The organism is Paracoccus sp. 228, from assembly GCF_000967825.1.
Taxonomy (GTDB): Bacteria; Pseudomonadota; Alphaproteobacteria; order Rhodobacterales; family Rhodobacteraceae; genus Paracoccus; species Paracoccus marcusii.
The window spans coordinates 334327-354808 of the sequence record NZ_JYGY01000002.1; the positions used below are offsets into that span (position 1 = coordinate 334327).

8 protein-coding genes and 1 pseudogene are annotated in these 20482 nt (G+C 62.0%); 8 read left to right on the plus strand and 1 reads right to left on the minus strand.

From position 1 onward, the window contains the following. The 6 genes from SY26_RS06970 to SY26_RS19870 all read left to right on the plus strand — a co-directional run bounded on the left by SY26_RS06970 (position 1) and on the right by SY26_RS19870 (position 17645). Positions 1 to 3123: a poly-gamma-glutamate biosynthesis protein PgsC/CapC gene (locus SY26_RS06970; protein ID WP_198143117.1), complete on the plus strand. Its 3123-nt coding sequence runs from the start codon at positions 1 to 3 to the stop codon at positions 3121 to 3123. Continuing rightward, a complete protein-coding gene (locus tag SY26_RS06975; protein WP_045999914.1) occupies positions 3120 to 5570 on the plus strand; it encodes a hypothetical protein in 2451 nt (816 codons plus the stop codon). The genes SY26_RS06970 and SY26_RS06975 overlap by 4 nt, the downstream gene beginning before the upstream one ends. A 134-nt stretch (positions 5571 to 5704) precedes the next feature. Further along, complete coding sequence (locus tag SY26_RS06980) at positions 5705 to 6565, plus strand: hypothetical protein (RefSeq protein WP_045999915.1); 861 nt, start codon at positions 5705 to 5707, stop codon at positions 6563 to 6565. 65 nt (positions 6566 to 6630) lie between these two features. Continuing rightward, entirely contained in the window at positions 6631 to 10482 is a 3852-nt protein-coding gene (locus SY26_RS06985; RefSeq protein ID WP_045999916.1) for a lipopolysaccharide assembly protein LapB, read from the plus strand. Further along, a complete protein-coding gene (locus SY26_RS06990; RefSeq protein WP_045999917.1) occupies positions 10482 to 14660 on the plus strand; it encodes a HEAT repeat domain-containing protein in 4179 nt (1392 codons plus the stop codon). Before SY26_RS06985 ends, SY26_RS06990 begins: the two co-directional genes overlap by 1 nt. A 60-nt stretch (positions 14661 to 14720) precedes the next feature. Then, positions 14721 to 17645: a response regulator gene (locus SY26_RS19870; RefSeq protein WP_052715184.1), complete on the plus strand. Its 2925-nt coding sequence runs from the start codon at positions 14721 to 14723 to the stop codon at positions 17643 to 17645. A gap of 49 nt (positions 17646 to 17694) precedes the next feature. Here SY26_RS19870 and SY26_RS21050 read toward each other — a convergent pair whose 3' ends face one another. Further along, a complete protein-coding gene (locus tag SY26_RS21050) occupies positions 17695 to 18156 on the minus strand; it encodes an IS30 family transposase (protein WP_198143119.1) in 462 nt (153 codons plus the stop codon). Between SY26_RS21050 and SY26_RS07010 the strand changes: the two are divergent. Beyond that, positions 18155 to 19029: pseudogene (locus SY26_RS07010) on the plus strand (IS3 family transposase); the annotation flags it as partial. The gene SY26_RS21050 and the pseudogene SY26_RS07010 overlap by 2 nt on opposite strands. Positions 19030 to 19075: 46 nt before the next feature. Next, positions 19076 to 20482 carry an IS30 family transposase gene (locus SY26_RS20410; RefSeq protein WP_232303292.1) on the plus strand — a complete coding sequence of 469 codons (1407 nt, stop codon included), beginning with the start codon at positions 19076 to 19078 and terminating at the stop codon, positions 20480 to 20482.

Genomic DNA, 20482 nt, shown 5'->3' on the forward strand with positions numbered 1-20482 from the left:
GTGCCCGACTGGCTATTCCCGCTACCGATCTTTCCGGTTGGAAGCCTTTCAAGTTCCGTAGTCACGACCGTCTGGGTCGGTGTCTTCATCATCGCGTTCTTCAATCTCCGTTTTGGTTGGGTTCTTTCCGGCATTGTGGTTCCGGGATATCTGGTGCCGCTCCTGATCGCCCGTCCTTTGTCGTTCTGGGTTATTCTGGTCGAGGCGTCGGTCACCTATGCGCTGGTGTGGTTCTTTTCTGAAAAACTGTCGGGCGGCCGTACCTGGAGCAGCCTGTTCGGGCGGGATCGCTTTGTCGGCCTGATCCTGGCAAGCATCCTGGTCCGGTTGACGTTCGACGGCTGGCTTCTGCCGGCATTCGTCGATCTTGCCGAGCGGGATTTTGGGCTGCAAGCCGATCTGCGCGGGAACCTCTACAGCTTCGGCCTGATCGTGATATCGCTGCTGGCGAACCAGCTTTGGAAGCCTGGCTACCTGCGCGGCATGAGCCAGACGCTGGTAATCATCGGCCTGACCTACCTTGTCGTCCGCTTCGGGCTAATGGAGCTGACCAACTTCCGCATCAGCGCTGTCAGCTACCTTTATGAAGATGTCGCAAGCTCGATCCTGGCCAGTCCCAAGGCTTACATCATCCTTGTTGTCACGGCGCTTCTCGCATCGCGGATGAACCTTCGCTACGGCTGGGATTTCAACGGCGTGCTAATCCCCGCGCTGATCGCGCTGCAATGGTATCAGCCCTTCAAGGTGGTGACGTCCTTCGTCGAGGCCTTTGTCATCTACGGCATTGCCGCTCTCCTCCTGCGACTGCCGATCTTTGCGAACACCACCATCGAGGGTGCACGCAAGATCATGCTTTTCTTCAACATCAGCTTTGCCTACCGCCTGATCATCGGCCACGTCCTGTACTGGGCGGGCTATGACGTGCACGTGACCGACTACTACGGCTTCGGCTATCTGCTTTCGACGCTGATCGCGATCAAGATGTACGAGAAGGACATCCTGCTTCGCCTGACACGCGCCACCTTGCAGATCTCGCTCCTAGGCGCCGCGGTGGGGACAGCCATCGGCTTTGCAATGGTGCTGCTTCTTCCCCCCGTGCCTGCTGCCATGATGGTTGGGGGCGCCTCCGCACCGGCGATGCTTCAGGCCAGCGACGTTGATCCTCTGGATTTCCTCGGGGAACGGTCGGTAGCGGTTTATGCGAGTGAGGCCCGACCGCTGGCGACGCGGCCAGATCCAAGGGCGTTCGAGGCGTTTCAGGGAGGAATGCGTCTGATCCTTCAGAGTGATGCGCAGGTGGAAGAAGGCGCCTCGCTACTCAGTGATGCGGGCTTTGCGGTTCAACGATTGGAAGGGAACGTGATTGCCGTCGCCGATACCCGCCTGAGGCGCGGCGGCGGCACCTATCTCATCGATCTCGACGCCCAGTCCACAATGGTGATCAGCATTCCGGATCCTCTGGCTGTGCCGAGCCTGGCGGTGGCTGGCGGGCTTGTCATGCAGCGAAGTAGTGCGCGCGCCTTGGCAATGGGAGGCCGAAGCACAGGTCTTCTGACAGAGGAAGGCCCGACACTCGAACCGGATCGCTTCTCGTTTTTCCAAGCTTTCCACGAACTGGCCTCGGGCTCGGTTCTGCGGCTTGCGGGGGATGGCGAGAGCGGTGGCGAGGCGAGATTGCGAATACCGACGCTGATGCCGGCGGGCCTTGATCCAAGCAGCCTTCAGCCGCTGGTGGGGCCAATCGCCGTCGCTTTTGGCCGCGACGGGGAACGGACGGTACAGGAAGGGATTGCGGCGGCAGGGTTTGCAACGCTGCATCTTGGGCCGCAGCATGTGTCAGCGATGCTTGCGGGTGTGATGCCAGAGGTCGCCTTGATCCGCGCGGAAGGCGGCTTTGGACGCTACGTGCTGGACCTCGCTGCCGCGACCCTCGACTATACCTCGGCGCAGCCGGTGCATGAGCTGCTGTTCTTCGACCGCGAGGTTCTGACCCCGCTCCTCGAAGAGGTCATTCCCGCGATGGGAGAGGGCGCCGAGGATCCGGCCGAACTGCTCGCGCCGGTTCGCCAAGCTGCCTCGGCCATGGGATACGAGGTCATCATCTACTCGAACCCGATCGAGGGGCAACGTCATCTCGTCGTGGCCCCCGCCGCACCCGGGCGCGGCATCTACGCCTTCCGGATCGGAGAGCGCTCCCCTTATGTTGTTCAGGTTCCGCGCCCGGGGCGCGAGGTTGCAACGCTCGAGTATGCCGTTGCGCTTTACGAAGATCTGGAGGGAACCAGCCTGATGCTGCCCGGCGGCCAGCGGCAAGACAGGCAGTCTGACGCTTCAGGGGATGGGGTAGGTTCCGTGGTTGATCCGCAGCGCGATCCGACCCTCTTTGACCTCGTTTCGCAGGTCTTGCTCCGGCAGAGCGCCGAGACCCCGCTGATGGTGGTTCAGACGCGCGGCTTTTCCGCAGAAGCGGCGGAGGCATTACCTTACGACGCCGTCATCGCATTCAACGTCATGCCGGCGGACGATGTTCTGACCGTTCTCGGCGAACGGATTTGGGCAGTCGTTTCGGCCAACAGCGGGAGCATTGGCCTCGTCCGCGGCGAGGCCGAGACCGCCGGGCTGGAAGTGGGCGGGGTCCGGCAGGCACGGTATCTGGAAGCGGTGGGAAGCGGCGAGCTGGCGGTGGTCTGGCTTTCGCCGACGTTGCGCGGCGCCTATCGGCGCGAGGTGGATCGCGCGGAGGCAGCGCTTTTCACTGCCCTTGAGATAGAGACCGTGACAACCACTCCCTCCGCGTTTCTCGCGGGGCGTGAACCCTCCGCCGAGGCGCTGACGCCCGAGGTGGTGGAGGACATCATGGCGTATCAATGGCGGCGGGATGCTGTCGCCTTGCAACGTGTCCAGCAGGCGAGGAAGTTGATCCGCATCCATGACGCTGCGCTTGGCCTGTCCTTCCTGGCTGTTCTGGATGAAGCCGGCAGCGTTCTCGCACTCGCCAACCTGTCGCCGCGCGATCCGGAGAGCGAGGTATGGGTCGATCCAAGGGAGCCCAGTCTGCAAGACGCGGTCGGGCGCTTCGTGCGCACGCGCGCAGGCTGGCTGATCCTAGGAGCGACACCATGAGATTGCTGGGACGCTTGCTGATCCTGTTCGTCGTACTCGGGCTTGGCGCTGGCGGGATCGCGGGGCTACGCCCGGTGATAGACACGCTGACCTTTGGCAAGGAGGAAGCGCAACCTGAAGAGCAGGCATCCAGAAGCGTCGTCTATCCCCTGGGAACCGAACGGTGGACTCGTTTTCCATTTTCAAACCCGCCGCGCCACGTCCGTCTGCTGGTCAATGCCAGTGTCCCTCCTGGTGCAACGGGCGATATGAACGGGGCCTGGCGTTACGCGATCGAGTACCAGATCGTTGACGCGACCGGAGCCGTGCTACGAGAAGACGTTCTTCATCTCAGCACGCGGCTGCTGGCCTATATCGATCCAGCCACGCAGGAAACGATGTCCGGCGCGCGCTATGCGGATCACGATGCGCTGCCGACGGCGGCTGATCTTGTGACTCTCGATCTCGGTCAGGTTCCGGGCGCCGCCGCCCTGCGCGCTCGGTTCGTTAGCGGCGCCCCCACTGCGGACACCGCCGTGGTGGCCGGCGCTGCGGTCCGCATTTATGAACGCCGCCCGGTCCGCGAGTCCCGGCTTCCAGCGGCATGGGCACGTCTGAGCCCTGAAGACCGTACCATGCTCGGACGCAGCAGCGTCTTCGGCGCCCCGCTCCTGACCAGTGAGGAGAGGGCATGGTTGATCAGGAACAACTGGCTCCCCATCGGGCCGAGCGGCGTCGGCGGCGTGGATTTTGAGACCCGGACGCTGATTTCTCTGGGCGGCGATCAGGCCGATGCGCGCATCCCCGTATCGGCTGGAGACGCAGGTTTTTACCTCGACGCCAGCCGCAGGGTGACCCTGCAACTGCCAGAGGACGGCGGGCGCATCCGCTTTGTTGTCGAAGCAGAAGCAGAAGCCCTTGCCAGCAGTCTCGACGTCGTCTTCCACGAACCGCTGGCAGCCCAGGGGATCCGGCGCTCCTACCCGCTGGATGGGAGCATGACCCGGTTCGAGGACGTTTTTGGTGGCGGCGTGCTGGAAGTTTCAGCCGAGGCTCCGTTGCGGCTACGCGCCTACCTTCTGAAAGAAGGCGAGGAGGCCGAGGACCTCACCGTAGAGGTCAGCCGCCTGCGGGCCTACACCCTCTTGCCAACAGATCCTCTGCGCTACGCGGTGACCACCCTTGAGGGGGAGCCGACGCCGTTCCGGTTGGTGCTGAGGTGTCAATGCGCAACGGAGCCGGACATGGAAGCAGAGCCGGCCGAAGTACATTACGTTATCTCTGCGGATGACCAGGCCATCATACAAGAGGGAACAATTCGGGTGGCCGCGGCGGCTTCGCCTTATGATCGGCTGAGAGAAAGGCCGGGCGATCCGCTCTCCGTGCCTACTGAGATCTACTTCAATCTGCCGAAGGAAGCCACCGCCGTCAGCTTTGTCTCTGATGCGCTGGTCATCGTCTACGGCTTCACCCGCCCACCCGGGGCGACCCGCCATTTCATGATTCCAGAGGACAAGGTTGCCGAAGACGCGGCCGATGAGGGAAGACGCACCTGGTTCTATCTCCGCCCGGAAGGATGGGACGTCATGAGCGCCGGCGACCGTGCGCCGATCGTTGAGGTTCCGGCGCGCCCGCCGGAACGCGACCCGGAGATCGCGGCTGGCCGATACACCTGGGAGCAGTTTGTACCGGTGGGGGACTGGCTAGCGCGCGAACTGCTCATTCCCGCCGACGGCGACACGGAGCCGCGTGTCGAGGCGCTTGGTTCCTCATATGTATCCCTGCCTCTCGGGGAGGAACTGCGCCTGGACTTTGCTTCACGCAACGATGCGGAAACGGTGACACCAGAGCTTGTTTACCTGAAACCAGACGCCGAGTCGGCCTCCATAGGCGTGCGGATTGACGGCGAAGAGGTGTTCAGCGGGCTGGGCACCGGCACGCGCGGCTCAATGTCCTTACCGGCCTTAGAGATCGGAGAGCGCCGCGTGGTCGTCGACAGCCCTGCGGATGTGTCGGTCTTTCTGAGTAATGTGCAGGGCCGCCCGGTTGCCCTGGCACGTCGGCAGGCTATTCGGCTCCCGCCCGGCGAAACGATTTTTGAGATCGAGAAACGCACAGACGGTGAGGAACTCCTGACCGCACGGGTGTTTCCATCAGGTGACGTGGGGCGGCAGAACCTGCGCGTGGTGCTGGAGAACCCGGTTCGTCCCCTGGGGCCGCTTGCCGGCTGGACGCTGGACGACCGTGAATACAGCATTGGGACATCGGCGAACGGAAGAAGCGTCGTTGTGTTGGGCTCGGATCAGATGGTCGGCCCGGAACGTCGCTTTGTGGTGCCCTTGGGGGCTGACCTTCCCGCCGGAACCTACAGGCTGCGCATGGTTCTTGAGGATGGGCCGGAGCTTTACCTCGCGCTATCGCGAACGACTGTCGAGGCATCGGCGCAGCGGGACGGGGCTCAGGAATGACGAAAAGGCAAACAGCACATCCCTCATCCTCGGCAAGAAAGAGGGCCATCACGGCAGCGGGCGCCGGCCTTGTTCTGGCACTCGTACTGGTCCTGGTTGTGGCGCCAAAGGAGCCTGACACGACACGAACTGGGATGGACGAGGCGGGGCAGGAGGCGGAGGCAAGGATGGAGGAGGAGAGTATCGAGGCCATTCTGGAGAGCACGGCCCTTCGAGATGGATATGAGCCTGCGACGCAAGAAAAGATGAACGATGCGGCCCACGCTTTTCAGCGGCTGCTGCAGGAGGGCGGGTCCCCTGAACTCGTGCGGAACCTGGAGGATCTGGGGTTTTCGGTTCCGGAAAGCCGAAAAGCGGGCGGCAGCTCGCTCCTCTTTGTGCGAGAAGCACCCGAGCGCGCAACCGGGAAGGGCTTCTACATGATCAAAGAGCAGGGCTCGCCAGTTCTCGTGCAGGCCCCGCACCGCTACAAGGACGCCGGAACAGGAACGATCCTCGCCCGGCTGATGGAGGAACACGACTTTGGGGCCGCTGCCTGGAACACGGCGCCGCGCTGGTATGAGGGAGCCTCGGGCCGCGTGGATGCCGACTTGGCGCACATTGAGGTGAGCCACTTCAACGCCTTCACGCTCGCTTTCGCTCGGGCCTATCCCGAAGGGACGGTCGTGCAGCTTCACGGCTTTGCTCGTGACAAGCGCACCACCGCGTCCGGAAGATCGGCGAGCATCATCGTGTCCAGCGGGACGGAGCGCCCGGCTGGAGTGGCGCGCGCTGTCGCGGAATGCCTGGGCTCCGCGCTGCCTGCGGAGACGGTTCTTCTTTATCCGATGCAGGTCCGCGAGCTTGGCGCGACTACTAACACCAACGCTCAGGCCCTTCGGGACATCGGCTTCGACCGCTTCGTGCATATCGAACTGTCTCGGGAACTTCGCGACAGGCTTCTTGATGATCGGGGCCTGAGAGCCCGCCTTGCCGAGAGCATCATGCCATGCTGACTTTCAGTAAATCCAGCTTGGCCGCAGCCCCTGCGTTAGCGTCTCGAAGATACTGGAAGAGCCACATGACACAGATCCGCATGGCACGTGCAATCGGGTGCCTCTCTATGCTGCTGATGCTGGAGAGTTGCACAGGTTATCGCGATCCAGCGCCAGGCTTGCCGGAAATAGGCGGCTGCCAGCCGGGCGATCTTCGGGTCCTGCCAGGGTTGATCGGCCTGTCGGGCCCGTGCTCCGCACGCTTGCATCCCGGTGAAAAGGTCGTGCTGCAACTTCCACCCGGCTCCGCCTTTGAAATTCGCGCCGGTCGCGATTTGAGCCCGGGCGATCTGAGGGTGGGGGTTTCCAACGGGACGGGCCTCATCGCCTATCCAGAGATTTTCTCCCTGGATGGCGCCCTTGTCCTGCCAGCGCAAGACAGCGCTTCCGTGCTGCATGTCGAGCGGCCCTCCGACGCGCGCGACGAGATGCGGATACGATTTCGCGTTTCCAGCACGTTCGAAGCGTCAAGCAGGCGCGCTCGCCGGCTGAGCGGCATGGACGTCCCCGGCACCGACGCCATCATCAAGCGCCCCGGCGGCAGAGATGCCGAATTCAAGCTTCTTGCTGCATCGGCGCCCACGCAGATCTCAGTTACCGGTCCTGCGACCCTGGTGCTCCAGACCCGTCTGCTGCTTGAGGGAACATCGGATTGGACAAGGAGCTACCGCGTCAATGCCGCTCTGAACGGGGTGCCTCGGGTGGTTCTGGAATACGAGTCTGGCCCTGATCTCGATGCACGGGTGGATGGGAACCCTGGGCTCGTTGTTGGCTCGCCGCAGACCGAATACATTGACATCCCGGAGGGGGATCACCTCCTGCAGATAAATCCGTCCCAGCAGTTGTTCGCCAGACTGACGGTGAGCAAGACGCCGCAGAGCGTATCGCTGTCCAGCAGCTGGGATCTGCCACAGAGCCAGGTCGGCGACCTCGGCGCCTTTGCCTGCACTTCGCAGGCGCAACTGGAGCGTGTGGCGCGGCGAACGGCGCGTGACAACGCAATGCTTGGCGGGTCGCTGACCGCGGTGGAGCAGTTGCGCAGCATCGCCTCGACACGAGCAGACCGGCGGCAGATCGAAGCCTCTGCATCGCGCTTGGAGAGCGCCTACAGCTTCTTCCGCGACCTGGTCCCGCACAGCCCAGAGGGGTTCAGCCAAGAGATTGCCTATGTCGACGAGCTGCGGATCCCGCAGGACGGAGCGGATCAGACCGCGTCCGCGATCGGGGGACTCCCGACGCCCGTTCTTCTCGATCGACTGGTAAGGGCAGTGTTCGTGCCCGTGCCTTTGGCAGGTTCGCTTTCTTACCTGCCGCCGCCGCGAGAGGCAGCATCCGAGCTGCGCTTGCTCGTTAATCAAACCGCGCTGGAAGCGCCTGCCGACATCTACATGAGCCTTGATGGCGGCACGCCAACTCGCGTTCTGGCACTGCCTGAAGCCGAAGTGCCGCGTGCCGCCGATAATCCGTCCCCCGCCTCCCAAGGTCTCTTGCGGCTGGCGGAGGCCGCCGGCGTGGCTCCGGGCGCAGTCACCGAAACCGATGTTTTTGGCACCTACCAAACTCCGGCACGATTGTTCGAGGCCGGCACAATCCGCCTGCCGCTTCCGGCAAAGAGCAGAACAATCCGTGTCTGGGCCAGTGATCCCTCGCGGGATGATGTGCGGGTCGCGCTGCAGTATCGGGCAGCCGCCACACCAACCCTTGGCGAAGCGGCATATGCCGCCGAAATCAACAGCATCGGTACCGAAGCGGCGCGCGAACTCTTTGCTGAAGCAGTGCAGTCCGCCGTGGCTTGCGCCGACTGGCTTGAGCAGCCCGGTCGCTGCTCCTTCGTGAAGTGGGTCGGTGAGGCCGGACCGGCCGCAGTCGATGAGCTTTACAACACGTGGACGCCTCTTCTCAGGTTGCTGCGGGCGCGGGAGCGGACCCTGTTCGGCTCGCTTCCGCCGGAGCGCCGCATCAGGCCGGCAGCAGAGACTGATGGTCCAGCGCGTGTCGCCGAACGGGTTGAGCAGGCGGAACAGGCGACTCAAGAACAGCGGATGCTGGATGCGCTGGAGCACTGGACCGAGGTGGCGGAGATCACGCAAGGGGACACCTGGGCCCGGAGCCAGCTTGAGCGCGCAAGGATACTGGAGGAGCTAGGGGAAGCATTCCTGGCCGAGCGCATCCTGAAGAACCTTTATCTGACGACGGAAAACGCGTCCTACCGGCGCGAAGCCTACCAGCGGCTTCTGGAAAAGTATCGAAGCGAGGGCGTGGCCGAAGCCGTGTTGGGGCTGGAGGTTGCAGAACTCAGCCGCGATTTTTCTGTTCATAGCCTTGAGCACCTTGCACGCGCGCTGGAGGCAGAGGGACAGGACGAGATGGCAGCAACAGTGGCTTTGCTGCTGCCGCGCGAACGCGCCAACAGCTTCCGGGACGCGATGCTCCGGGCCGGGTGGGCGACATCCGCATCGCTTCCTCCCGGCAGCACCACCAAGCTCCGCCCTGTCTGGGAAAGTGCTGAGCATACGGTGACCAGAAGCGCCGGTGCTGCGGACTACCTCGCAACCGCGCGTGGGACACAGGGGCGATTTTACCGGGCCACATCGCGGCAGCCGCTGACCTTGAGCATCAATGGGCCAGTGCGGCTGCGGATCAGCGCGCGGCCGCTGCATGATACGACAGGCGACGAGCCCATAGAGGGATGGTTCACCGTCGCCACCGGCGATCGACAGATCCAGATCCCGATCACCGGAAACCAGGCGGCACCGGGGATCGAACTTATCGGGATCAAGGCAAGGGCGGGGACCGCGGTTGAGGAGGTCGTTGACATTCCTGCGGGGAAGCACACGGTCACCGTCGGGACCGAAAGCATCCCCCTTCTCGTGTCCGCCGAAACCACGTCGCGTTCTGTTCCGGCGCAGACGGGCCAGCTGACCCCGGCGCAGGAACTTGCGCAGTTGTTGCATAAGTTCGAGGCTGCCCCTGACCAACGTCGTGATCTGCTTGTTTCCGCCGCGCGTCTGAGCGAACAGCATGCCAGCGACTCTGCGGTTACCAGTGTCTGGCAGCGGTTCTTGCGGCGAGCCAGCTGGGAACGCGTTACCTCTTTCGATCTCAGCGCGGGAACACGGACGGTGGACCTGCCGAGGCCACAGGTCGAGAGTCCCGCGCTTAGAACCCGGTTGGGCTTGTTGCCTGTGCTGGACCAAGGAGAACGCTTTCTTTCCAACTCCGCCGACACGGTCGTCTCGCTGGTGAATCCGGAGCCGGCGGTTGTGGAAGGCGTGCTTGCGCTTGAAACCGTTCCCACCCTGCCGTCCCGCCCCGTGACGGTGCGCTATCAGCTGGACGAGGAAGAGCCGGTGACGGTGACCCTCGTGCAGGGCGAACCCGCGCATCGCTTCGAATTGCCGGTTTCGGAGGGCGAGCATGCACTGCACCTCTCCATCCTTTCCCGCCACGCGAACCAGTTCGTCCGGTTGAGGCTGCAGATGGGGGGGGAGCCATTCATTGAGGATTCCGGTTCCCGGCGCTTTGAGGTATCAACGCCCGAAGAGCCTGCGCAGCTGACGCTGGAGGGGCCCGCATGGTTGCGGCTTCACGAATATCAGGATGGCAGAACCCAGGTAAACTACCGCGCGGTTGAACCCGGCCTACAGACGGTGACTTTTCCGCCCGAAGATGGGGAGGATCAGTTGCTCCTGCGGGTCTTCCAACTGCTTCCGGATGCCGAGGCTGTTGATGAGCCGGCGCAGGGCGCACCCGCTCCGCGTCTCGCCGCACCTGCGGAGCGGGTGCCCGCCATCACCGGCGGACAGCTGCCGGTCTGCGCGGCCGCAGGCTTGCTACCAGCTGAACAAGACGACCAGGACGACGGGTGGGAAGAGTGATGCCAGACGCCGGCTCCGATTGGCAGAAGGAGGTCCCCGCGTCGGCCCTTTTCGACCGGGAGCATCTCCGGTCGCTTCTCATGAGCGGCATTCATCCGACCCGAAGGAAGATCGAAGCCCCGCTTGTAGCCCAGATCGAAGGCGTACTGGTGGAAGCGCTTGATGATCCGGATCCGTTTGGCGCTGCCACTGCGCGGCTCTCGGTCTGGGTATCGGATTGCATAATCCAGATCGACAAGGTCAAGCAGATCAACGCAGCCTTCAACGCCAGCATTGCGCAGGCACCAGATGCAGAGGCGCGCCGCCTTCGGATACTGGATTATGCGCGCGCGCTCGGCGCCGGTGCACGGCAGCTCCGGGGGGACGCGAAGGCCTTCCGCCGCTGGTTTGGACTCGATGCAGTGGCCGAGCGCTCGCGGCGCAGGATTGCTCTGACCGAGCGGCAGGCGGCCTTCGGGCTGAACCGTCTTTCCGTTCTGGCCGTCACCCTCATGTCGGGCATGGCAGAGATGGAATTGCGCGGCGCATGGCGACGCAGCAGGATTGAGCAAGCGGTCACCGACGGGCTGAACTACATCGGCGACGCCAGGGTGCGAACCGCAGCCTTGAGTTGCCTCCGCGAGGTTCTGCGGTCGCTTCCGGCCCATCTCCGTGAGGATCTTCTAGGGGAGGCGACGCTCCGCCGGGTATACCGCGTTGCTTCACAACCAAATGCCGAGGCGGTGGAAGCGCAGATACACGCGCTTGAATTGCTCAGGCTTCTTTCCGTGGCACGCTTCCAGGAAGTTCTTTCGCGCCGCATAGCCAAGCCCTCGGCCGGGGACGATTTCTGGGTGCGTCGGCACGCAGTGGGAATGTTGTGCAAGGAGATATCGGACGCACCACGGCTGGCGGAGTTGCTGCCCTTGATCCGCAAGGATCCAAGCCCTGCGGTCCGGCAATCGCTGGCTCTGCACCTTGAATATCTTCCAGAAGGCGCCGTTCATGACTGCCTGATAGCGCTGGCTTGCGAAGATGATGCGCCAGAGGTCAGAGGCGCAGCGGTTCGGGCATTGACCGCTATTGTACGGGTTGTGGATGTCCGAATATCCAGTTCCACCTTGAAGCAGGTGTTGCAGGAGGAAACGAACGATTTCGTTCTTCGGGTCGCCCTCGACGTTGCAGCTACCGCGCTTCAAAATCTGGACGATGTGGATGCTGATGACTGGGTAGCGTTCCTTGTCCCTGAAATGGAGACGCTCCGGACAGACGCGCCATCGCTGGCGGTGCGTCGTTGGGCGGCCCAATCCCGAGAGCGTATCTGGTGCTGGCAGGAGCCTCGAGCCCGGGAGTTGAACGATTATCTTCGCGGCGCTGTTGAGGGAAAGCGCGAAGGAAGTTGGTGCAGGATCGGCAAGATCCGTCAAACAGTTCGGGAGCAGCCTCATCTCGTCGCCCGTGTGCTGTCTGTTATGGCTCAGACTGATTTCGGCTTCGACCTGCACTGTGGAGGCTTGGGTGTTTCTCCGAAGATCCGCCGTGGGGACAGGTTCGTGTTTCGTGCATGGCGGGCATGGTACGAATTTCGGCATCCGTCTCCCGACAAGCGGCAGGCGTTCCCTCATACGATCGGCCGCGTCTTTTCGGGGAGATGGCACGCGCCATCAACGGTGATGGCGGAATTGGCGCAGACCAAGGTTCCTGGAGAGCCGTTCTTCATTGGCGAAGAAGCCGGCTGGCGCCCTTATCTGCCGCTCCCCGACCATGCGCTCTCGGCCATCGACACGGGTAGCACTGTTCGCATCGTCACGAGCGAAGGCATCACCGAGATGACCCCGCCGAAAGGTTTTCTGCGCCGGGTCCGCAGCCGGATCCTTCTCAGCCTCCGGTTTTCGGAGGTGGCACATCTTCGGAACTGGACGCCGGCGCGGAGCCACGCCCCCTCCAGCTATCTCGAAGCGCTGGCGGATCTGGGTTTTTCCTTCAAACTGCTTCCGCATGAAAAAGCCGAGGAACAGGACCGGTCGGTGTTACGCTTTTTCCCGGCAGCCTCGCTTGTCCTGATACCACCGGGGTTCTGGGGCCGCTTCGAAAGCTATTCCTATTCTGTCTATCAGAACACGCTCCGCCACCTCGCAATCTTTCTGGCAGCAGTACTCTTGTGGTTCTTCGGGCGTCACATCTGGGTCAATGCTCGCATGCGCCGCACTCGAGCTGCCTTGCCGCTTGTGCTCGGCGGATGGGGAACACGAGGAAAATCCGGCACTGAACGGATCAAGGCAGCGCTGATCAATGCGCTTGGCTACTCGCTCGTGTCCAAGACCACCGGCAACGAGGCGATGTTCCTGTACGGTTTCCCCTTCGGCCCTGTGAAGGAGATGTTCCTGTTTCGCCCGTATGACAAGGCGACAATCTGGGAACAAGAGCAGCTGGCGCGCCTTGCCACGAAGCTAAAAGGCGATGTGTTCTTGTGGGAGTGCATGGGCCTGACACCGGGTTACGTCAAGGTACTCCAAAGGCACTGGATGCGTGACGATATTTCCACCATCACCAACACCTATCCTGATCATGAAGATCTCCAAGGGCCGGCGGGGCGGAATATCCCAGAGGTGATGACGAACTTCATCCCCCGCAAAGGGCGCCTACTGACGACGGAAGAACAGATGCGGCCGATACTGGCCAATGCTGCGCGTGATCTGGGCACCTCCATAGACAGCGTCGGTTGGCTGGAGGCAGGCTTGCTGCCGTCCGACGCCCTGCGCCGTTTCCCCTACGAGGAGCATCCGCTGAACATCGCGCTGGTGCTGCGCATGGCCAGAGAGATCGGCGTCGACAGCGATTTCGCCCTGCGGGAGATGGCCGATCGCGTGGTTCCAGACATCGGCGTGCTGAAGGCGTACCCCATCACCACCATGCGCCGTAGGCGGATGCAGTTCGTCATGGGGAATTCTGCGAACGAAAAATTCGGGGCCCTCGGGAACTGGAGGCGGATGGGGTTCGACCAGCAGGACGCCTATGCGGAGCCAGGCGTGCTTCTCACGGCGGTGGTCAACAACCGTGCAGACAGGGTGCCGAGATCGCGGGTGTTCGCAGATTTGGTGGTGAATGACGTCAGCCTCGATCTGATCGTGCTCATCGGCTCCAACCTAGAGGGGATGCAGGGCTATATCGACGAGGCGCTGGAGGCACGGCTTGAGGATGCAACGCTTTGGCCGGAAATGGCACAGGAAGGTTCAGAGCCGCGGGAGGTGCTGGAGGCTGTGGCCCGGCATCTGCGGATCCCTTACCGCAACCAGCATGTCGTGGATCGCCTGCGCGCGGCGCTTGAAGGGCTGGATGTCGACCTCGACGTAGAGGCTCTCCTCCCCCGGCGCGATGACCACGAGCATCTAAGGTCGGCGCTTGCGGCGGCGGATGTGGCCGAAGCCGAAGACCTCCTGCTCTACTTGGCGGAGATGCAGCGGACTGTCAGAGAATACAAGGAGATGTTGGCGCTAATCGGCGAAGGGGGCGACAGGGAACGTTTGAATCGCGCGTTCCGCAACCAGGTCAAGCAGTGGTTCCAGCGCAAGATCACTGTTGTTGAGGATTTCTATGCCTCTGGAAACAAGGTCATCGACGTGGCTTGCCAGGTGACCCCGCCGGGTATTTTCAACAGGACCATCGGCATGCAGAACATCAAGGGGACCGGACTGGACTTTGTCTATCGGTGGCAGGCCTGGGAGACGGTGCACTCGGCTTGCGAGAAGGCAGAAAGCTCCGATTCTCTGGTCTCTGCCGAAGGTCTTCAGACACTTCTGACCTTCCAGGAGTTCGGGATCGCCGCCGAAGAGCGCGTGCAGGCCACCGTTGCAAGACTGCGGGCACGGGATGGCGACCGTCTCGGCCCGCAGCTCGACCTGATAAGCGCCTCTCTTGAAGAGCAACTCGCAGAGGTGCGGCAGGAGATGAATATTTCACGCTCCGGCAGCCGGATCGACAAGATCATAGAAGCCGTAGAAGCGTTTCTCGATGCAGGTGACGCCGTTCGGCGGCGCAAGAAGGCAAACCGGATCTACCGGGACATGGTGACCGAGCGCATCAGCCACGAACGGGCAGCGCGCGAACTCAAGCATTTGAACTCGCGACAGAAGGGCGGCTGGCTATCAGAAGAAATCGCGGGTCTGATACAGCGGATACGGCAGGTTGCCAGGGCTTAAACGGCATCAGACGCCTTCCGATGTCAGCACCCTTCTTCTCACCGGCAACGGAGACAGGAAATGACAACGCCACACAACGACCACCCTTCGCTGGTGAAGGCTAGCAATTTTCCTATACCCGAAGGCGAACATGCTCGTCTCGCTGCTCTCAGGGCCTTGGAAGTCCTTGATACACCCGCTGAGCAGAGTTTCGAGAACATCGTGCACCTGGCAACCATGTTGTTCAATGTCCCTGTCGCGCTGATCTCGCTGGTGGATGCCGAGCGTCAATGGTTCAAGGCGCGGCGGGGGATCAAGTTGCAAGAAATGCCGCGAAGTGTCGCATTCTGTGCGCATGCCATCATGAAGACTGGCGTGTGTCTGATCCCGGACGCACGCGAGGACGCGCGCTTCGCTGACAATCCGCTTGTCGCGCATGAGGATGGCTTCCGCTTCTACGCCGGGGCGCCACTGACGACGCATGAAGGCTATCGGATCGGATCGCTCTGCATCCTGGACCGAAGCCCGAGGAAGAACTTCGGGCCCGAGCAGCAGGTTTGCCTCGAGAAACTTGCGGCGCTCGTGATGGACCAACTGCAGCTTCGGATGGCGCGCAAATGGCACGAGGAACAGGCGCGCGAGATTGCTGCGTCCCATGCCCTTGCAGACAGTGCAGGCAAACAGCTGCAGGATCTGGTCGAAAACCTCCCGATTGGCATTCTTCTGCTTGATGCCGAAATGCGCATTTCCGTATCCAACCTTTCCAGTTCCGAACTTCTGGGGCTTCATAGCGTCGGGGCAAGAGTACAGGGGCGTATGCTGCGCCCGGTGCTGCGACTGCTCCGCAAACGAGGCGAATTTGGCAGCACCTCACCCGCTGACAACGTGGAGACGACAGTTGCGGCGGTGCAGGTGGCTCGCCCGATGCTGCTTGAACATGTGCGGCCCGACGGAACCACCCTTGAGATCCGCGGGATCCCATTGGACAATGCGTGCTACGCAATTCTGTATATCGATGCTACGGATCAGCGGCGGCGGATGCAGCTTGAGACGGACGCTCGCCGAGCTGCGGAAAGAGCGAACCGCCTAAAGTCAGATTTCCTTGCCAACATGAGCCATGAAATCAGAACGCCGATGAACGGCATTCTGGGGATGAACTCGCTGCTTCTCGAGACAATGTTGGATGACGAGCAGACGCAGTACGCAGCTGCAGTACGTGACAGCGCCGAAGCTCTACTGATGCTGATCAACGACCTTCTGGATATATCAAAGCTGGAGGCGGGCAAGGTCGAGCTCGAGAGCATCATCTTCGAAATGGAGGATCTGGTTCAAAGTGCGCTGGAGGTGTCAGCGACCGCAGCCGCATCCAAGGATATCGCGATCGGACTATCGCTTGATGATGGTATGCCAGCCGAGTGGTTGGGAGATCCAGCGCGGCTCCGTCAGATACTCGTGAATCTTGTGGGTAACGCTGTTAAGTTTACCGATCGTGGATCAGTCGAGGTGTCAGTAGCCGTCAAGGAGACGGTTGCCACCGCAGAGGGGGAGCGCCATATTATCCGGTTCGAGATCCGGGACACCGGGATTGGCATACCGGCGGCGGCCCAGAAGCATCTCTTCGACAAGTTCTCGCAGGTCGATAGTTCAGTGACCCGACGCTCCGGAGGAACCGGCCTCGGACTGGCGATCAGCAAGTCCCTCGTCGGCCTGATGAGCGGCAACATCGGGCTAGAGAGCCAGCCTGGAGACGGCAGCAAGTTCTGGTTTACCGTCCCCCTTCAGCCAGGTGCCGCGAGGCAGGCGGGGCAGAGTAAACCGCGCGCTTCCTTGCAGGGCCTGCGGGCACTCATCATCGACGACGTCGAAATGAACAGGCGGTTGATGCGGCGCATGCTCGAACGCGAGGAGGTCGTGGTAACTGATGCCGAGGACGCTTTCGCGGGTTATGCAGCGCTTGAGCGCGCTTGGCACAGTGGCGAGACTTACGACTTCATCGTGCTCGACCAGATGATGCCAGGCATGGCTGGCGATACATTTGCAAAGCGCGTATCGGATGACGAGCGCTTTGCAAACACACGCATTATCTTGGCAACCTCGGCAGGACCCGGTCATCGTCCATTGGCAGAAAGGGCTAGCTGCATCGAGGCCGTTCTGACGAAGCCGGTCCGACGCCAAAGCATGATCGACATCCTTCAGCGGGTCTGCACTGGAAATGTCGAAGGCCGAGTGGTCAACGTCTTGGCTCCGGATCGAGCTTTGACGGGCCTCCGTATCCTGCTCTGCGACGACAACCAGATAAATCAGCGATATGCCGAAGCGATCCTCCGAAAAGAAGGTGCGCTCGTCGATACAGCCGATGATGGTGCGCAATGTGTAGCAGCGATCAAGAATAGATTATATGATCTGGTTCTGATGGATGTTCAGATGCCAGTGATGGATGGTTTTCGGGCAAGCCGCAGGATCCGCCGTCTTCCTGCGCCCAAGGGAGCGATACCAATTATTGGCCTGACTGCGCATGCGATGGCCGGCGACCGAGAACGATGTATCGCGGCGGGGATGAGCGATTATCTTTCCAAGCCCGTAGATCCTGCAAAGCTGCTATCCTCCGTTCGCCGCATTCTTGTGCAGGATCAATCGAACTGCAGTGAATCAACGCCATGCAGGAGCGGGGCTGCAGATATTATCCTAGACGATTCCCCCCTGGAGGCGCTGGCGAATGTTGTGGAGAGAGACGAACTCCTCAATCTGATACGGGCCTGGGTACAAAGTATATCGGATCGCCTCAATCAGCTCGAGGAATGCACCGACCATGTCTCCGTTGGAAAAATCGCGCACGACCTCAATGGGAATGGGGGAACATTTGGAGCGCAGTTACTTTCCACTTCTGCTTTACGCTTGGAGCAGGCTTGCAATGACACGAGCATCGATATCACCTCCATGAAGGAGGAGCTTCAGCGCGTGGGCTGGCAAAGCGTTGCCGCGATGACGCAGCGCTGGCAGGTTTAGACGAGTGGCTCCGCAACCTGTGCGAAAGTATAAGTATTCATGCAGACAATTATCCGGATACGGTAGGGCGATCATGGTTTTGCGGCCACTCAATGAACTCGGAACCACGGTCAAAGGTGATCGATCGGCAGGCATGCCGGGGCAGGGGCGTCAATGCTTGGGCGATCTGCGCCATGATCGGCTTGGTGCGCTTTTCGGTGTTCTTCAACGCGACCAGGAAGCGACTTGTGCGCTCGATCATGGTGGTGACATTGGCCGGCCCATACTTCTGCCGGAACAGCACCAGGTCAGCCTCCCAGTGACCGAACTGCTTGCGATGCGCGATGATGTCCGGGCGGAACAAGGTGCTGAGTTCAGGCGCAAATCTCGGTGGCGGGCGCTTGCGAAGCCGGTAGCCCCGACGGCGCCGGCGGCCAGAGGGCAGGTGGCGCCACAGTTCACCTCGATGAGCTGCTGCCGGTTTCGTGGACACGAAGATAAGATCGTGACCAAGGAAACGGAGATCGGACATGGTGAGACGGAAGTTCACGAAGGAGTTCAAGTTTGAGTCTGTGAAGCTGGTGACGGAGCGGGGCGTTGCGGTGGCGCAGGCAGCCCGGGATCTGGATCTGGCTGAGAGCGTGCTGCGACGTTGGATGCGGGAGGCCGCAGCGGCCCCTGTCACGGCGTTTCCCGGCAATGGCCAGCAGCGTGCCGAGCTGGCAGAGATCGCAGCCCTGAAGAAAGAGGTCGCCAAGCTCAAGGCGGAGCGTGACATCCTAAAAAAAGCCGCGGCATTCTTCGCGAGGGAAGCGACTTGAGGTTCGCCTTCATTGCCAAGCACCGGCACATTTGGCCAGTCAGTTGGCTCTGCGAGGCGCTGGAGGTGTCGCGCTCCGGCTTCCACGCCTGGCTCAACCGCCCGACAAGCACCCGCGAGATCCATGATACCAAGCTGGTCATGGCGATCGAGACGAGCTTCAAAACCAGTGATCGAACCTATGGCGCGCGGCGCGTGTGGCGCGATGTTCTAGAAGAAGGACTGGCCTGCGGCTTGCACAGGATCGAGCGACTGATGCGCTGCAACGCCTTCAAGGCTCGGCCTCGGCGCAGAGGCAAGCCCAAGGACGATGGTGAGCGCTCAATCATTGCCGACAACATCCTGGACCGGGATTTCCAGGCAGATCGGCCAAACCAGAAGTGGCTGGCCGATTTCACATACATCTGGACTGCCGAGGGCTGGCTGTATGTCGCGGTCGTTCTGGACCTGTTTTCCCGCCGCGCGGTCGGTTGGTCCATGAAGGCAGATCGCGATGCATCGCTGGTCATGGATGCTCTGATGATGGCGGTCTGGCGCCGAGGAAAAGCTGACGCTCTCCTTCATCATTCCGACCAGGGATCCCAAGGCGGTCTCAACCGGTCGTCGCAACACTCTGCTGATGGAGGTTGCGATGACGACAGGCAAACGAAGATCCGAACAGTCGACGAGGCGCAAATTGCGCTCACCAGGGCGGCCGGGAGTGGCAAGGCAGTCGGAGCGGCGCCGTTTCTGGTCCCTGATTGCATTGGGTCTTTCCAGCGAGGACGCTGCCGCCCGGACCGGCATCTCGCAGCCGGTCGGAACACGGTGGTTTCGAAAGGCTGGCGGCATGCCCCCTTCACATCTAGCTCCATCCGCGGCGGCACCGTCTCGGCGCTACCTGTGCCTGGAAGAGCGTGAAGAGATCGCTCTGCTCTTGGTGCAGAATGTCGGCTTGCGTGAGATTGCCCGCCGTCTTGGCCGCGCTGCGTCGACTATCTCGCGGGAGATCCGTCGCAATGCCGCCACACGCTCCGGCGGGTTTGAGTATCGTGCGACCACGGCCCAGTGGCATGCCGAGCGCGCGGCCGAGCGGCCAAAGGCCGCAAAGCTGGCGACGAACGCGGCTTTGCGGCAGTATGTGCAGGACAGGCTCTCCGGCCATATCTCGCACCCGGGTGGCTCGGTCGTTGTTGGCCCGCCTACAGCCTGGAAAGGCCGGCGACATGGACGGCGGCAATCGCGTCGGTGGGCCAAAGCCTGGAGTCCCGAGCAGATTGCCGGTCGGTTGCGCATCGACTTTCCAGGGGACGAGACCATGCGGATCAGTCACGAGGCCATCTACCAGGCGCTCTACATTCAGGGGCGTGGCGCTCTGCGCCGTGAGCTGACGGCGTGTTTGCGCACTGGTCGAGCGTTGCGTGTGCCCCGTGCCCGGACTGCCGGCCGAGGAAAATCCTTCGTGACATCCGAAATCATGATCAGCGAGCGCCCCGCCGAAGCTGCGGATCGTGCCGTCCCCGGCCATTGGGAAGGCGACCTCATCATCGGCCTCAACCGCTCTGCCATCGGCACGCTGGTCGAGCGGCAGACGCGCTTAACGCTGTTGCTGCACCTTCCACGGATGCCCGGGCATGGTGACGGACCACGCGTGAAGAATGGGCCGCCTCTTGCGGGTCACGGTGCCGAGGCCGTGCGCGATGCCATCGTGCGGAGCATCGTTCATCTGCCCCGCCATCTTCGGCGGTCGCTGTCTTGGGATCAGGGGTCCGAGATGGCTCGTCATGCCGAACTGACCGTCGCCGCTGATCTGCCGGTCTACTTCTGCGATCCTCACAGCCCATGGCAGCGCGGCACAAATGAAAACACCAATGGGCTGCTGCGCCAATACTTCCCCAAGGGCACCGATCTTAGCTTGCACGGTCCTGATGATCTCGAAGCTGTTGCAGCTGCGCTCAACGGACGTCCGCGCAAAACCCTCGGCTGGAGAACCCCGGCAGAGGCACTGGACGCGCTGCTCACGAACGCCGAAACTGACCATGTTGCGACGACCGGTTGA

Coding starts and splice junctions, on each gene's coding strand:
- SY26_RS06975 (WP_045999914.1), top strand. CDS start 3,120: ATGAGATTGCTGGGACGCTTGCTGATCCTGTTCGTCGTACTCGGGCTT.
- SY26_RS06980 (WP_045999915.1), top strand. CDS start 5,705: ATGGACGAGGCGGGGCAGGAGGCGGAGGCAAGGATGGAGGAGGAGAGT.
- SY26_RS06985 (WP_045999916.1), top strand. CDS start 6,631: ATGACACAGATCCGCATGGCACGTGCAATCGGGTGCCTCTCTATGCTG.
- SY26_RS06990 (WP_045999917.1), top strand. CDS start 10,482: ATGCCAGACGCCGGCTCCGATTGGCAGAAGGAGGTCCCCGCGTCGGCC.
- SY26_RS19870 (WP_052715184.1), top strand. CDS start 14,721: ATGACAACGCCACACAACGACCACCCTTCGCTGGTGAAGGCTAGCAAT.
- SY26_RS21050 (WP_198143119.1), bottom strand. CDS start 18,156: ATGTCCGATCTCCGTTTCCTTGGTCACGATCTTATCTTCGTGTCCACG.
- SY26_RS20410 (WP_232303292.1), top strand. CDS start 19,076: ATGACGACAGGCAAACGAAGATCCGAACAGTCGACGAGGCGCAAATTG.